This is a genomic window from Paenibacillus sp. BC26 (assembly GCF_900116125.1).
Classification (GTDB): domain Bacteria; phylum Bacillota; class Bacilli; order Paenibacillales; family Paenibacillaceae; genus Paenibacillus_Z; species Paenibacillus_Z lignilyticus.
Genome location: NZ_FPAD01000002.1, coordinates 1,074,724 through 1,088,916 on the forward strand (window position 1 = coordinate 1,074,724; position 14,193 = coordinate 1,088,916).

Genomic DNA, 14,193 nt, shown 5'->3' on the forward strand with positions numbered 1-14,193 from the left:
GATCTTGCTAAGTCGTGCTCCCGATGAAATCCTCCGTCGAATATCCCTCCGGGGATGCGTTGCTGTAAACCTGCTCATATGCGTCCTGCTTCCAACGGTTCAACATCGAGGCTTCCACAACCGTTTGATCGATCAACTGCAGAAACTCCGGATGATGCTGTTCCACCCACTGACGCGCTTGTTTGATCGTTTCAGCATGGGGAATGACAATGTATTGCGGGACAAGGTCAGCCAAGTTATTGTAGTCCTCACGTTTCTCGTACAATCTGGTGAATACGGAAGTGTCTGCGTTTATTGTTTCAAGCGATTCGTCCACTAGACGGTAATAGAAACCATGGACTTGTGCGTTTTGTTTATCCGGAAAAGGTCTTTCAAAGCGAAGGATCTTCTCGATGTGCGGATTGTTGTTGAACCATCTATTCTGCTTATAAACGACGGAATACGTAATGTTTAAATAGGAATCGTCACTTATCGTGTTTAGCTGCTCATAGCTGCAAGGGATTGCCCGATCGCCGGAGAGCCCGACTAAAATGCTGTTCCCTTCAGGAGATGTACCGGAACCGTATACTCTGGCAACCGTGATTTCTGTCTGCTTTAATGAAATTATGATGCCCGTTGTAAGAGCAATAAGCGCACAGATGAATCCGATCGCATGTAACCATTTTTTCATGGATTGCTCTCCTCGCCTGCCTTTTTCACACCATCACCTGCCGCTGCTATTAGTCACATCTGCCGTATCTCGGAATGACCCGAACACCCCTGTAAGCAATCCGATTATACCAATCGTCACGCCATATCCGGTTGCCCCATCGAAAGCGAATAAGATTAAGATTCCGAACAACGTTAATTGAATCCCTAAGAGCTGTACTTGAAGAACGCTGGGCCTGATAAAATCCAACATGACCCCCGCACAAAACATCAGTGTAACAATGACCACGAATACCGTTATGATTATCAATCCGATGCTGCCCATTTTCCGTTCGGACCTCCTTTATATCCTGTATGTCCGGTCATACCTTTACTTCCGTCTTATCCCCGCGAGATGCAGGTTCTGTCAATAAAGGTGCGTACATCATGAGTGCATGGTTCTCGGTGATATACTCATCCTTTATCATTTCATGCGCTTGATTATAAACACGCCGATGAAGCAGGTTACGCCGAACGTAGCCGCCCCAATACTGCTGCTCAATGCGATGCTCCTTCTCATAGATTTCGTAGGCATGAAGCGGCTTATCGGTTGCGCGCCACTCCCCCGTCAGAACATGGTCTTTCAACTCAAGCACTAGTTGATAGGGAACTGTCGTCTGATTGTGAATCATCAGATCCAAGTAATTATAGGAACAAGTCGCTCCACTGCCGAAGGGCTGTGTACGGTTCGCGTCCGGGAACACATCATAGCTATGTCGATGTCGCTCCATGACAGTAAGCGGCGTGTGCAGCGTCATCCAATAAATTAAATTCGATAGCTGGCACAGCCCTCCGCCTAACCCTGACTTGAATTTGCCATAGTGTAAAACCATTCCCGCTACATAGCCTTTTCGCGCGGTTGTTCGCCCGATCAGCTTCCAGTAAGACATCGTCTCTCCCGGGGCAATGACGAGTCCATGAAGTTGCTTTATCGCAAGCGCCAGATTGATCTCTTTATTATGCTGCAGCCACATATCCACGTCTTTAAGCTTTCGCAGCGTCGGCGTTGCATGATGAAAAACAACATGTGCCAGCGGTTCGTCTGAGAACGTTCGAGCAAATGAAATACCCCCGAAGAGCCACCGAGCATATCTGCGCCATCTAAAATAAGCCGTCCCCACCAGAAGTCGCAGCCTAGATCTCTGAATCGGTTTCATCTACACTGCACCTTCCTTAAATGATCTCAACTTCTATTTTTTTACACTTAAAATAAGACGTCTGTCACAGGAAAAAGTTGCAACCGCAAATAAGACCACCGATCACTTTCCATCGGCGGTCTATCAATCGGGCGATACGTTTGGCTTCGTAAGAGTTCGATTTCGAGACTCTCGGTATCATTTCGGTGTATTGTCGGAGCTGAGAGTTCGGTTTTCGTTTTCTCAGTATCCCATGCAGGGGGATCATGGTTAGTTTGTTTGCTGAGAGTTCGATTTCGAGACTCTCCGCATCCATAGCAGGAGGATCATGGTTAGTTTACTTGTGAGAGTTCAATTTTGAGACTCTCAGTATCCATAGCAGGAGGATCATGGTTAGTTTGCTTGCTGAGAGTTCGATTTCGAGACTCTCAGCATCCATAGCAGGAGAATCATGGTTAGTTTGCTTGTGAGAGTTCAATTTCGAGACTCTCAGCATCCACAGCAGGGAATCATGGTAGTTAGCTACTCGGCGGAAGTACTTTCAAATTCTTGAAATCCTTATAAGCCTCCAGATCATCCAGCACTAGCTGTTTCCCGCGTCCCGTTGCTATGGACAGTCTATTCTGCCCCGCTTCTTGAACTTGCAAATAGCTCCCGTCAGCAAAGCTAATCGACATCCCATGGAAAAAGGTCTCGACTTCAGCAGTGGAAGCGGCTCCCTCGACGCCGCTCTTCACGAATTTCTTCAGCATGCGGCAGACCTTGTTTATTGATTCGTGGTCGGCTTTATTGGTACTGTTCAAGGGGATATAGACGAGATCCCCATCTTGTAGACTTACCGATGTCACGGTTTCCGGACTGCATACAGCCGCCAATTCGCTGAGTGATTTTGGCTTCGGCAGGTTGTTTCGCTCTTCCTCGTAGGAAGGCCTATCGTAGGTTAATCGAACAGAGCGATTCGTAGTAGCGGTGGGACTGTAGAAGAAGAAATCCAGCGACCCATGCCCCATATCGCCGGCATATTTCAACCCATCGACGCTATACGGAACCTTATTGTTCAAGGCGTAGGTCCGCTCTTCCCCGGCCAGCAGCTTATCCGCCAGTACAGCAGTGGTATGGTCTTTCAAATCGATTAACGTAAGCAGTCCGCTTTGATTCGGGCGAACAACCAAATAATCATCGCCGACTGCTAGCACGGAATATACCTCATCCTTGCCGACAAGGGCAGGGAGATCATAATTATTAATCGCTTTACCTTGTTCATCGAATACGGCCACGATTTTGCCATCTGTCATAACGGAACGTTGAAGCCAGCCTCCCGGTCTTTCCACTTGGAAGTAGGTCGTATTGGACTCATATCGCTGAACGTAGGTCGCTTTCTTCTGGCTCACAATCTTGCTGTTCTGGATAAACAGGCTATAGGCATCATACAGCACGTGACGTTCCTCATTGATGTGTTGGTCCACTATTGTAAGAATGCTGTTGGAACCGCCTATTCCCCCGCTGCTGACCGAAATATTACCCACAAGGCTGCCATCCAACGTACCAATGAGGACGACGGGATATTGCTCATTTCGGGCCATATAAATGTCGCTTGTTTCGCGGTTATACCAAATCGGACTTCCCACATTTAACTTGCGGTAGGTATCCTTGCGCGTTATTCGAACGGTTTTGCTCGCTGCATCCCACACAACCTCGGCTTTGGTAGCCTCTGAGAAGAAACGAAGCGGCGCATAGATTCGTCCCTGTAAATTGAGGAGCGGCGCTGTTAAGGCGATTTGATGATCATTAACGGTTGCGATCTTGGCGCCATAACCCAGTTTAACGGAGAGCTCCGGGTATTTCATGGACACCAGCTTAGCAGCGGCATTCCAAGATACAATCGTACCAAGCAGCTGGCCCATATCACGTACGGACAAGTAAACATTGCCTCTGGAAACGAGTGGTGCGGAGTTCAACTCATACCTATAGCCGTTCATCATGACCTTGATTCCGCTCGCTTTGGACGTATCGACGGCTCCGGAGCTGTCTTCCGCTGCAGCTGACATGGAGGTGCTCAACAGCATGGTTACAACTAACGCAACCATAGTAAGAACGGTGAGTAATCTTTTATAAAGTAGCAAGGGATCATCCTCCTGTTTAGTAGTTAAGCCGGATGACCATTAGACGATTCAAGCTGAGAAATGTTGCGGTAAATACCTAAATATGGATAAACAAGACGTAGGAGGTGTTACTAGTGCGAATCGTGGATGGTTACATGTTCTACCGCGAACAACCTGAGGGATGGACGTTGGTGGAGGCTAACGCGAGCAGGAGAATCTCAAGCTTGGGATTGTCAGCAAATGTTGCTGTTATTGCAGCATTTCCCTACCATACGAGGGTTTTTCAGTCATTTGTTGCATAGAATGCAGCATTTCTTCCGATTACGCTGAGAAAATGGCCAAGCTTAGCTCAATTGTTGCATTTCGAGCAACAATATCTAGTTTTGGACCTCATCTCCCCGAGAATGCTGCCTATTATGCAACATTTCCTTACTAGGAGCGGATCGCCTAAACCCGCCCCAAACCACACTTTTAAAATGATGAATCGCAAGACGACCAAATATCCACGATAGGCACGTTATTCTCCAACCTGATCCGACTCTCGGCAATCCAATCCTTAAACCACTGATTATCCGAGCTGCCGAACGTTTCATCCCCGTCATAATTGCGAAACGATCCGATGTACACGATCAACTCTCTTAGCATGAGGAATAATGGAATTTGCTTCAGATCTTGCTCGCTTAAGGTGTTCTCAAGGCTATAGCCTTTCATAAAAGAACGCATAAATCGGCGCGCCTGATCCTCTCTTAACGTCCTTCCATCATCGCCCCCATAGACATAAACCAGATAGTACAACTGGATCGCGATATCTTCAACAAACCAGCTGTACTGCGCTTCGTCAAAATCAAATAACGTAATCCGCCCAGCTCCGTCTATGACAAAATTACCGACGCCCATATCCCCATGAATAAGTCCGTAAGCATCCCGATCCGTTGGCAGCTGGTTTAGCTTCTCCACCATCATGCTGTAATTCTCTTTCACGCGTTGATGTGTCGGAGGAAGGATATCGATGTCTTTCAAGTAATCATTCTGACGCCATTCCAACCTACAGATGCTGCTGTCCTCAGGCTTATACTTCTTCGATAGAGCATGCATGTTACCCGTGATGCGTCCGAGAGCTTCATATAACGCGTCGTCATCCAGACACGCCGGATAATTTACCTTCTGCCCGGAAGCTTTCTCGAACGAAACCGCAGTAAAGAACATTTCTGCTGTCACAATGACTTCGGCCCATTCGCCGGCTGCGGACGGAATCGGCATCGAAGCGGATATACCGTGGCTCACCAGATACCGAATCCATTCCAGCTCTGCCTTTACCGCCCCGACCGTTCGACGGCTTCCCGGCGTTATGCGCAGAATACAAGCACGGCCATTACGCTCGTACTCGTATACAAAGTTTTGAAATCCTCCGATTAAAGTGACCTCGTCGCTGCTAATCCCATATCTCTCCACGGCGCTGGCAAGGACACCATGACGATGAAAGAGGTCCGTGATGGTATTTTCCATATTTAATTCCCCCTAACCTAAGAACCTGAACCTGCATCCAAGTAAGCCATCAACCATTCATGATCGATTCCGCAAAAGCAACCGGTTTGATCAGCTCCCAATATTCCTCAGCTGTCGCACCATCCTCCATGCTCCAGCATGAGCTCATGGCCGTCTCGACGAAGAGGCATTGCTTTAAGATGGTGCTCGGAATGCCCAGCTTCTTCTCAAATACGGCGATAATCTCACGGATTTTCGCATAACCTGCTTCCGAATAATCATCATCAAATTCATTTAAGATAAACCGCGGAACGTCAAACACAGGGTCGCCTATTACGCCCTTCGGATCAATAATGCGATAGATACCATCCTGTCCCAGCAAAATATTATCGTGGTGAAAGTCGCCATGCAGCAGCATTTGACCTGTATACGCCTCAGATACGGTTAAGCAGATCGCTTCCGCTTGCTTCATATAAGCTGCTAATTCACTGCAATCCTGACGTTTGCTCATATAGTCGGTTATTTTACGGACCCATTCTACGTAAGTTGGGTATTGCGCCGCGTTATCGACCGTTATGTGTAAGCCTTTGAACAACGAGCTGAATACATCCAATCTTGCCGCAAGCGAGGTCACTTCCCTAAGCGGATTTCCCGGTTTAACGCACGCTTCAAGCAGTACGCCCCTAACCACATCCGCATCAAAAACATGGCAGAATCGTTTGCCATCATACCGGAGCAAGGTGTTATATTCCGTGTTTATCTCTTCGGAAGAAATTCTTCCTATCTTCAGTACCGCGCTTCCGAATCTCGCAGATTCACATATAAATACCAGATTCGCAGAGTAGGAAGGGATGAGCTGAAGCTCGCTCAGCGACCATTGTTCGGCAAAGGTATCGAGATCCCTCAATACCTTCTCATAGAACGCTTGCCCAAACTGCTTCACGATTGGTTCGATTTCATTTTGACGGAACTGATAATGCTTGCTCATCGTTAGGCTTCTCCTCCACTTAGCTCCAATCTACTCCGTTACATAAATTGTATAACGCTCAGGTTCCCATACCGCACTCCAACCGAAGGCCGCGCCAAGCTCGCGCACAGGAGCCAGCAATTCCCCTCTTACATTGTATACTTCCTTGCCCACGATGATAGACTGCCCATTCTTATAAATTCCGCCCGTTTCTTCCGTATGGAAGGAGAATTCCTTGCCATCCTTTAGTGCAACCGCTATTTTGTCCTTTGGATTCCATGTCATTCGATAACCAAGCGACTCCATAATCCCTCTAACAGAGGCATATACGGTTCCATCGATCTGCATCGACCACATGGCAATTTGCTTCCCGTCCACCACCACGCGTGGGGCTTCCAATACGGGTTCATATTTTGTAACCGAGAATGTCCCCCATGAATACGGTTCATAGGAATAAGGCGGAACGCCGAAGCTTTCCTCTCCTCCCCATGCGCCTAACACTCCACGGCCAATCTGACCCTCTCCGTTTAACCCGGCCCCCCACACTGTACCATCCTTCTTAATGAGAAAAGAAGTCCGAACGCCGCTGACAACCTTCACGGCCTGCTGATGCGCCAGCTTCACGGGATGATCAAATCGATGCGGCTGCAAGCCGTCTCCAATTTGGCGGTACGAGTTATTACCCCATACCCATACGTGGTCAAGCTGATCGAGCGCCAAACATTGCAAATAACTGCAAGACAGCTCCTCTATCGATTGAAGCTCCGGGAGCTGCTCCAGATGGAGTGGCCCTTCCAACGGATCTTTGTTTCTACCCAGCACGCCGCCGTAATTATCGCCAAACGACCATACTGTACCGTCCGATCGCAGCAGCAGGGTAGCACTCCCTGAGCTTGTAATTGCTTTGATATGATCAAGCTTATCAAACAGTCTTGGTTTCGTAACGACAGCTTGTTTCCCGGTCTGGTAATAATACCAATACGGCGATCCCCAATACCAAAGCTTGCCATTCTTGTCGATTGCAAAAGCTGTAACGCCATCGCTATGTATGGCCGTAATTGGAGGCAAACCCGCCACAAGAGCCGGTGCGGCAAGGGTTTTCACTTGTCCATTCCCTAATTCTCCATACTCGTTGCTTCCCCATGACCAGACCGTCCCATCCTTCTTCAGGGCGAACGCAGCATTGGAACCGAATTGAATATCTTTCACGTCTTGCAATCCTTCAATTTGTTTGGGAACTCTCGTGAATAGCGTATTAGTGGACGAATAGGTTACCCCGTCGAAAGTGCCGTAACGCAAATACCCCAGCATCCATACCGTCCCGTCTTTCTTCACGGCAGCGGCCGTATCCGCATAGGCAGAAGAATACGTAATGGACTCCACATCCGATAATCCCGGAATTTGAACGGCGGTCGTTGTCAGGCGCGTCGTAAGGTTGCCTCCCCATGCCCAGACCGTACCGTCATTCTTCAGCGCAAGCGTGCTTGCGTATCCTGAAGCAACCTGTTTGACGTTCGTAATCCCTTTTCCTCCAAAAGCCATCGGCTGCTCCTGCATTTTTTCCGCCGATGCTCCTACCGGAATCATTATACCAGCCATACAAACAAGCACGATCAGCTTTAGTAAACGAGGAATGTCTCACTTCCACTCCACTCCAGTACCATGAATTAGGATATCTTCATAGATCTTAGACGTTTACGTTTCAAAAAGGTTACTGAACAAGTAAAAAGACCGCCATAACCGGCGGCCTATCAACAATGGATTACTTCATTCTCAACTTAATATCCCCTTCGATTCGTGTTGGATAATCGACAATGGTGAGCGTCAGCGGGCTCTGATATTTCGCCTTCTCGATGAAATATTGGAACTCATCGCCGGACGATCCGGTCATATTCGATTCAAACGATTTACCGGATGCATCCTTGAAACTCATGTCTAAGAGGTTGTATTGACGGTGCTCATCAAGCGGATTATCGTTTATCAGTTTAAAGACAAGTATGCGCTGACCCTCCTCCTTGCTGGTGCCGACATCTTTTAAAGTAAGATGGCCGTCCGGGCTTGAAAGCAGCTTCTTCTGATCCGGATCCACTTGAATCTCCAGCTTGTTTTTGTCCAATGCGCGAATGCTATTTGCCCGCAGATACAGCCGGTCCGGCTTGCGGAAATAGTTGCTTTGGAAATAAAGAATTTGCCTGTTCTCGTCAATGGTTGAACCGGATACGCCGTTATTGATAGTCCCGAACGTTTCGCCGTGTTCATCCTCGATCCGGATATCGTCAAAGTAGAACAGCTTCTTCGTGTTCGCCGGATCGTAAGCGACTTCCAGCCCAACCCGAGTAGGATAAACGGTCATAGTTCCAAAGGTAATACGCTGGCCTTCCACGGTAACGGTCTTGTTAATCGCGTAGGTTTCCTTCAAGCCTTCGAATTTGGTTTTATCTATAGGAATCGCAAACTGCCAAAACGGCAGGCCGGCGACCGCCTTCTCATCCTTACCGACCTTAAGCTCCAGCCGGAGAATATCCGGAACTTCAGCTCCATTATGGAAATTAAAATCGATCGTGCCTTGCTTGCTAACCCACTCTTCGCTGAAATCGGAAGAACCATGCGAGATGGACATCTGCTCTTTAGTCGCCAGGTCAACCTTCTGAAGATTCACGACTCGCTTCCTTCCGTCCATATTCGTCAGGGTGTAGAAAACGATCACCCTCGATTCATCTGCAAGCACGCCATCCACGGTCACTTTGATTCCATCCTGTTCTTCGGATAGGCCGACCGGTTGCATGAAATCATTTTCGATTGCAAGCTCCAGCCCCTTGTCATAATTAATCAGCTCAACAAGCGACCGAAGTCCGGGAAGATCACCTACATAGGCCGCAACAACCGGCGAGAAACGCACGGAAGCAACCATGATCAGAAGCAGCAGGCATGCCGTGTACGAAGCAAATCTAGTTACTGTGCGGCGCCTTCTGCGTTGCCGTCCAAGCCGCATGCCATTCCTAATCCGCTCCTCGACAGTCGAAGGAACGACAATCTGATTAATCTGTTCCTTCATCGCCTCCAATTGAGGCCAATCCTGCTCGTTCGAATCACGAAACTCATTCATGGGGCTCACCGTCCTTCTCCAGCCGCTGCCGCAGTCCGCCGAGTGCTTTGTGCAGCCAAGTTTTAATCGTACCTTCCGGTTTCCTTAACGTTCTGGCGATTTCGGTAATCGTCAGATCATGATAATATTTCAGCTCAATGACGGTTCGATAATTGGCATCCAGCCGTTCCACCGCGGATTCCAGCACGACTTTCTCCAGCAAAGCCGATTCGCCGCTCGCCACATGCTGCTCCCCAGCGCCTGTTGCCACCTGCTGTTTCTCATTCCGGCGCGCCTGTCTCTTGGTTTCGTCCACGCAATAGTTCATCAGAATGCGAATCAGCCAGCTGCCAAAATAACCGGGTTCCTTCAATTTGTGTATCTGCATGTACGCCCGGCAAGTCACCTCTTGCACCGCTTCAAGCGCATCGTTCTCATTCTTCAAATACGAATACGCAATCCGGTACATTTTATCCTTGTGTCGCGTAATGAGGCTGTAGAAGGCCGCATCGTCACCGCGTTTAGCTGCAAGGGCCAGCAATTCATCCTCCATGCGTTTCCCTCTCCTGCCATTTTGCTTCTTCTATACGTTAGACTCTGCAGAGCGGCAAACGGTTTTCGTCCATTTCAAATTTACGGATACGAATAATAAAAGGCCGCCTGATCGGCCGCCCTCCTCGTCATGATTCACTATTCGTTCTTTCTGCCCATGTACATGAAATGTTCAGCTAAGCTCAACAGTTCCTCGCGTTCGCATACCTGCTCCGCCAAGTCCAGCCAAGCCGACACCACTTCGGGCGGCTGCGTCAGAAGCTCCGGTTCGCGCAGATACAGGAAGCTTTCGCAGTTGATGATATGCAGCTTCTCTAGCTGGAACGCTTCAAAGAATGGCGCTACATCTCGGGGACGGATGTAATAGTTGTCCGTGAATCCATGTCCGGCAAAATTCGCGTCCTTAATCATCATATGAAGCTCAGCTCTGCGATCATCTGCCAGGATAAACGCCGGGTTCCGGATCAAGTAATCCCAGACGAAGGAGTAAGAAGAAACAAAGGAGACGAATAAGACACCGTTTGGCTTTAGCTTCTTGAGGCATTCCTGAATGGTCGCAGCTCGATCCTTCTCTTCTTTCAGATGATACATCGGCCCCATGCAAAGCACATGATCAAACTGCTCGTCCGCTATGCCCGATAAGTCGCGGCTGTCTACGCATACCCCCTCAAGCGGCAGTTCAAGCTCTTTTGCTTTATTTAGCGCAAAGTTCACATTGTTCGGCGACAGATCTGCCAGCGTCACCTCGCAGCCAAGCGCCGACAAATGAAGAGCATACCTGCCCGGGCCGCCACCGAGATCGAGTACTCTGTCACCCGGCTTGATATAGCGGTTCATAAAACGTTTGCTTAGCTCAAACTCGACCTTGTGCCGATCGAGCCGATTCCATTCGTACTGCACCGTATCATCGTAGAATTTGCGAACAATCTCAATATCATTGTCCTTGTCATCCATAGGAGCACTCCTCATCGTCGAACAAACTCAGTTGGAATGAATCCGCGGCAGGCGGCTGATAATAGGGCATTTCGGTGGATATCCCATGCAGAGAGCAGGCTTCCCGGAAGCGGAGCTCCAGTTCCTTCTCGTTCTTCGACTTACACTCATAGGCGAGGCCAAACGTGCGTCTGTAGCGATCGCTCAATCCCGGAAAGCCTTCATCCAGCTTTTGATAGAAATACGCCCGCTGCCGGTCTCGCAACGTAACGCCAAATGCCGCGATGATATGTTTGACACCCGCGGCGGCCGCCCGCTCGACAAGCTCATTGATGTTATCGAGATGATCCTCCAAGTAAGGAAGAATGGGCATCATCAGCATCGTCGTCATGACGCCGAGCTTCTCGAGTTCGGCAAGCGTTCTGAATCGCTCTGAAGAAGATGCCGCGTGCGGCTCCAGCTTGCGAGCCAACTCCTCGTTAGCGGTCGTAATCGTCACTGCAACGGAGGCATATTTGGTGCTTAGCTGCTGCAAGATATCGGAATCGCGAAGGATGAGATTGCTCTTCGTTGTAATATGTACCGGGAACCGGAACTCGGCAATCATCTGCAGCGCACGCCGCGTCATCAACAGCTTGCGCTCCATCAGCGTATACGGATCACTCATCGAGCCTGTGCCGATCGTCGACTCTTTGCTTCTTTTGGCAGCCAGCTCCTTGCGCAGCAGCTCCAGCGCGTTGGTTTTGACAGTGACATTGTGAAATTCGTCAATTCCGTACCGCTCGCTTCGCGAATCACAGTAGATACACTGGATGTCGCAGCCGCGATACAGATTCATGGTATATTTAGTCCCAAACCAACCGGCCGGGTACTTATTGGGAATTAGGATACTCTTGGCTTCGACAGCTTGCATATTACTTCGTACCTCCACCTTCAGACAGCGAAAAGGGAACATCTGTTCCTTTTTTTATAATAACATTTCTTCTTGTTTCTGGGAAGTGGATATCATTTCAACCTGATTATTTCACAAGCTTCCAAACCTTCTTGGAATAGACCAACCAAGCGTTATATTCGCTTATTCCATCTCGCAAGCCATAGACTGTGTCCATATCCGTGAAGTGACCAACCGCTGTAAGGGGAATCTTACATTCGGCTGCATCCTTGATCGTTTTGGACAAGTCGATGAATAATCCATCTCTGGTAGATTCCAATAGCGCTGTTGCGATTTCCTTCGGAATAGCGCCAAACTTTCCGCCGGTTAGCTTCCGAAGCTTCTCTACGATAACGTTGGCCAAAAGCATTTCATAATCGTGCAAGTCCGTTACATATAGCTTGTTAAACCACCCATCATCATGAGCGTAATATGCGAATCTCGCTTTTGGCACTTGTTGCAACGGTCTTGCCAGATGCCCGAAGAATAATAATTCCGCTATTTGATCGTTGCTTAATGCATCCAATTCCTCTTCTCGTGCTATATCCACCCAACAAAAATCTCCATACCCATAAACATCATCCCCGATCAACTCATCCAGCTCTTCCCGAGTCACATAATCGAATCGAGTGTGCGGATTCCATTGCGCATTCGAGAATTGATGCTGGAGCAGAATCAGGTTCTCCGGTCTGGGATTTATACCTATCATAAACTCATGAAACTCTATCCCATGCGAGTAGAAGCAATTATTCGAATGCATTTGGCTGACATAGATGATGTCTCTGCTTGTCTTCTTTTTCTTCATGCATGCTTTCCTCTCAGAGCAACTTCTTGAATACGACTCTATTACCGCCACGGCCATCATAGTTCATATAAACAGGAACCCCATCCAGCTCTTGTTCTTGCTGCTCGATGCTGAAACCCAGCCGAGTATGGAAGGCGATGGATTCTTTTTTCGTTGGCGCCGTAACACAGCGAACGATTTTTCTTCCGAGCGATTCCGCAACTTCGAAGAAGCCCTTATAAAGCGCCCTGCCGACGCCTCTCCCACGCCAATCGGGATGAACCATTACAATACGAATGTAAGCCTCATCTGGTTGGGATTGCGATAAGAAGCCCATTATAAATCCGACCATTTCTCCATCCTCTTCCGCTGCTAAGCAGGTGTCGCCGAAATGATGGATGTACCATTTGGAGAATAAATCACTCGAATAACTGCTTCCCCACCAATCGGACGCTACGTTCAGAATCCTCTCACAATCCGTATCAAACATGCTTCTTATCCGCAAACGCTCACCTCGCTAATAGCTTACTATAAAAACCTTAGAGAAATAATGCCCGCTGCGCAAGCCATAGATCCAGATCAACCGATCCTTGCACGCCTAACAGGCGATAGAAATAACGATAGACGGTGCGATAATCAGTTAGATCCGGCGGGGCGAGGACGGTGGCATAACCTTCGAGGAAAGGAATGGCAGCTCGCTCATCAAGTACATACTCCAACCCGACAAAATCAAGCTCGCGCGGGCCTACCGCATAAGCTTCAACATCCACGATCGCGGACAACATGCCCTCAGCATGAGGAACTGCGACGAATCCAGATCTATAAAAATAGGACAGAAATGAGCAGGTACCGGAAGCACGTCAAGTGCATGAAGCATCGCATCAAGCTGATCCTTTATCTTCGTATCATTCGTACAATCAAGCTCAACGAGCTGCTGCATAGTACGTGCTAAGTGAGTATGGAAGGATTCCAGCCGTCCAATTGGATCCCCGGCAAGGTTGCCATAATAGTCGTAACGCCGCTCATGCACGCGAGCCAACCAGGTGCCCAACTGATGCAGAAACGCGTCGGATTGCGTGGCGAACGACCCGAAAGTCTGCCCGTTCATTTTCTCGACGACGAGATATTCTCTGCCCTCGATGAGCTGATGCTTATGTATTCGCGGTGCCGGGATATCTGCAATCGTACCGAGCATTGCGGCGTTCGCCGCGAAGTGATGCATACTTCTGGGGTCAATCCCGAATAAATCGTAACACCCCCACCAAAACTCATGGGTCGGCGCATCCTTCAATCTGGATGAACGTACGACACATTCCCCCGCTGCGGTCTTCACCAGCCAAACATCGCTCGCATGCCCGGAATAACCGGGATCAAGAACCGTAATTTGTTCAATGGGTTCATCAAAAAGCTGCTGAAGCCGATGGTCTGTTGTCATAGCCGAACCTCCTGGGTAGATGGTTGTTTTGGTGTGCTGAGAGTTCCATTTTGGTACTCTCAGCTGGAACTTTAGGCGATTTCGCCGCCGAGAGTT

At 48.8% G+C, this 14,193-nt stretch carries 15 protein-coding genes; all 15 read right to left on the reverse strand.

What is annotated here, in order from left to right; translation table 11 throughout:
* Nucleotides 1–7: 7 nt before the first annotated feature.
* Entirely contained in the window at nt 8–670 is a 663-nt protein-coding gene (locus tag BM412_RS20950; RefSeq protein ID WP_091222717.1) for a hypothetical protein, read from the reverse strand.
* A 33-nt stretch (nt 671–703) separates the two neighbouring features.
* Nucleotides 704–973, reverse strand: a complete 270-nt coding sequence (locus BM412_RS20955) for a hypothetical protein (RefSeq protein WP_091222720.1) — start codon at nt 971–973, stop codon at nt 704–706.
* Between the two features lie 37 nt (nt 974–1,010).
* Nucleotides 1,011–1,844: a VanW family protein gene (locus BM412_RS20960; protein WP_091222723.1), complete on the reverse strand. Its 834-nt coding sequence runs from the start codon at nt 1,842–1,844 to the stop codon at nt 1,011–1,013.
* 497 nt (nt 1,845–2,341) lie between these two features.
* The gene (locus tag BM412_RS20965) at nt 2,342–3,946 is read right to left on the reverse strand and encodes a copper amine oxidase N-terminal domain-containing protein (RefSeq protein WP_091222725.1); all 1,605 of its coding nucleotides are present in this window, start codon (nt 3,944–3,946) and stop codon (nt 2,342–2,344) included.
* Nucleotides 3,947–4,396: 450 nt separating this feature from the next.
* Nucleotides 4,397–5,431: a phosphotransferase enzyme family protein gene (locus BM412_RS20970; RefSeq protein ID WP_091222728.1), complete on the reverse strand. Its 1,035-nt coding sequence runs from the start codon at nt 5,429–5,431 to the stop codon at nt 4,397–4,399.
* A 49-nt stretch (nt 5,432–5,480) separates the two neighbouring features.
* Nucleotides 5,481–6,398 carry an aminoglycoside phosphotransferase family protein gene (locus BM412_RS20975; protein WP_091222731.1) on the reverse strand — a complete coding sequence of 306 codons (918 nt, stop codon included), beginning with the start codon at nt 6,396–6,398 and terminating at the stop codon, nt 5,481–5,483.
* Nucleotides 6,399–6,428: 30 nt separating this feature from the next.
* Nucleotides 6,429–7,964 carry a stalk domain-containing protein gene (locus BM412_RS20980; RefSeq protein ID WP_177245970.1) on the reverse strand — a complete coding sequence of 512 codons (1,536 nt, stop codon included), beginning with the start codon at nt 7,962–7,964 and terminating at the stop codon, nt 6,429–6,431.
* Nucleotides 7,965–8,139: 175 nt separating this feature from the next.
* Nucleotides 8,140–9,483, reverse strand: coding sequence for a DUF4179 domain-containing protein (locus tag BM412_RS20985; RefSeq protein ID WP_091222736.1), 1,344 nt, complete (start codon nt 9,481–9,483; stop codon nt 8,140–8,142).
* Entirely contained in the window at nt 9,476–10,015 is a 540-nt protein-coding gene (locus BM412_RS20990) for a sigma-70 family RNA polymerase sigma factor (RefSeq protein ID WP_091222738.1), read from the reverse strand. The genes BM412_RS20985 and BM412_RS20990 overlap by 8 nt, the downstream gene beginning before the upstream one ends.
* A gap of 137 nt (nt 10,016–10,152) precedes the next feature.
* A complete protein-coding gene (locus BM412_RS20995; protein WP_177245972.1) occupies nt 10,153–10,968 on the reverse strand; it encodes a class I SAM-dependent methyltransferase in 816 nt (271 codons plus the stop codon).
* On the reverse strand, nt 10,961–11,878 hold the full coding sequence (locus tag BM412_RS21000; RefSeq protein ID WP_218163167.1) for an SPL family radical SAM protein: 918 nt from the start codon (nt 11,876–11,878) through the stop codon (nt 10,961–10,963). The genes BM412_RS20995 and BM412_RS21000 overlap by 8 nt, the downstream gene beginning before the upstream one ends.
* 88 nt (nt 11,879–11,966) lie before the next feature.
* Entirely contained in the window at nt 11,967–12,683 is a 717-nt protein-coding gene (locus BM412_RS21005; RefSeq protein ID WP_091222746.1) for a hypothetical protein, read from the reverse strand.
* 13 nt (nt 12,684–12,696) lie between these two features.
* Nucleotides 12,697–13,167, reverse strand: coding sequence for a GNAT family N-acetyltransferase (locus BM412_RS21010; protein WP_256256481.1), 471 nt, complete (start codon nt 13,165–13,167; stop codon nt 12,697–12,699).
* A gap of 34 nt (nt 13,168–13,201) precedes the next feature.
* Entirely contained in the window at nt 13,202–13,432 is a 231-nt protein-coding gene (locus tag BM412_RS32580) for a hypothetical protein (RefSeq protein WP_256256482.1), read from the reverse strand.
* Nucleotides 13,408–14,097, reverse strand: coding sequence for a phosphotransferase (locus BM412_RS21015; protein ID WP_256256483.1), 690 nt, complete (start codon nt 14,095–14,097; stop codon nt 13,408–13,410). Before BM412_RS21015 ends, BM412_RS32580 begins: the two co-directional genes overlap by 25 nt.
* Nucleotides 14,098–14,193: the final 96 nt, after the last annotated feature.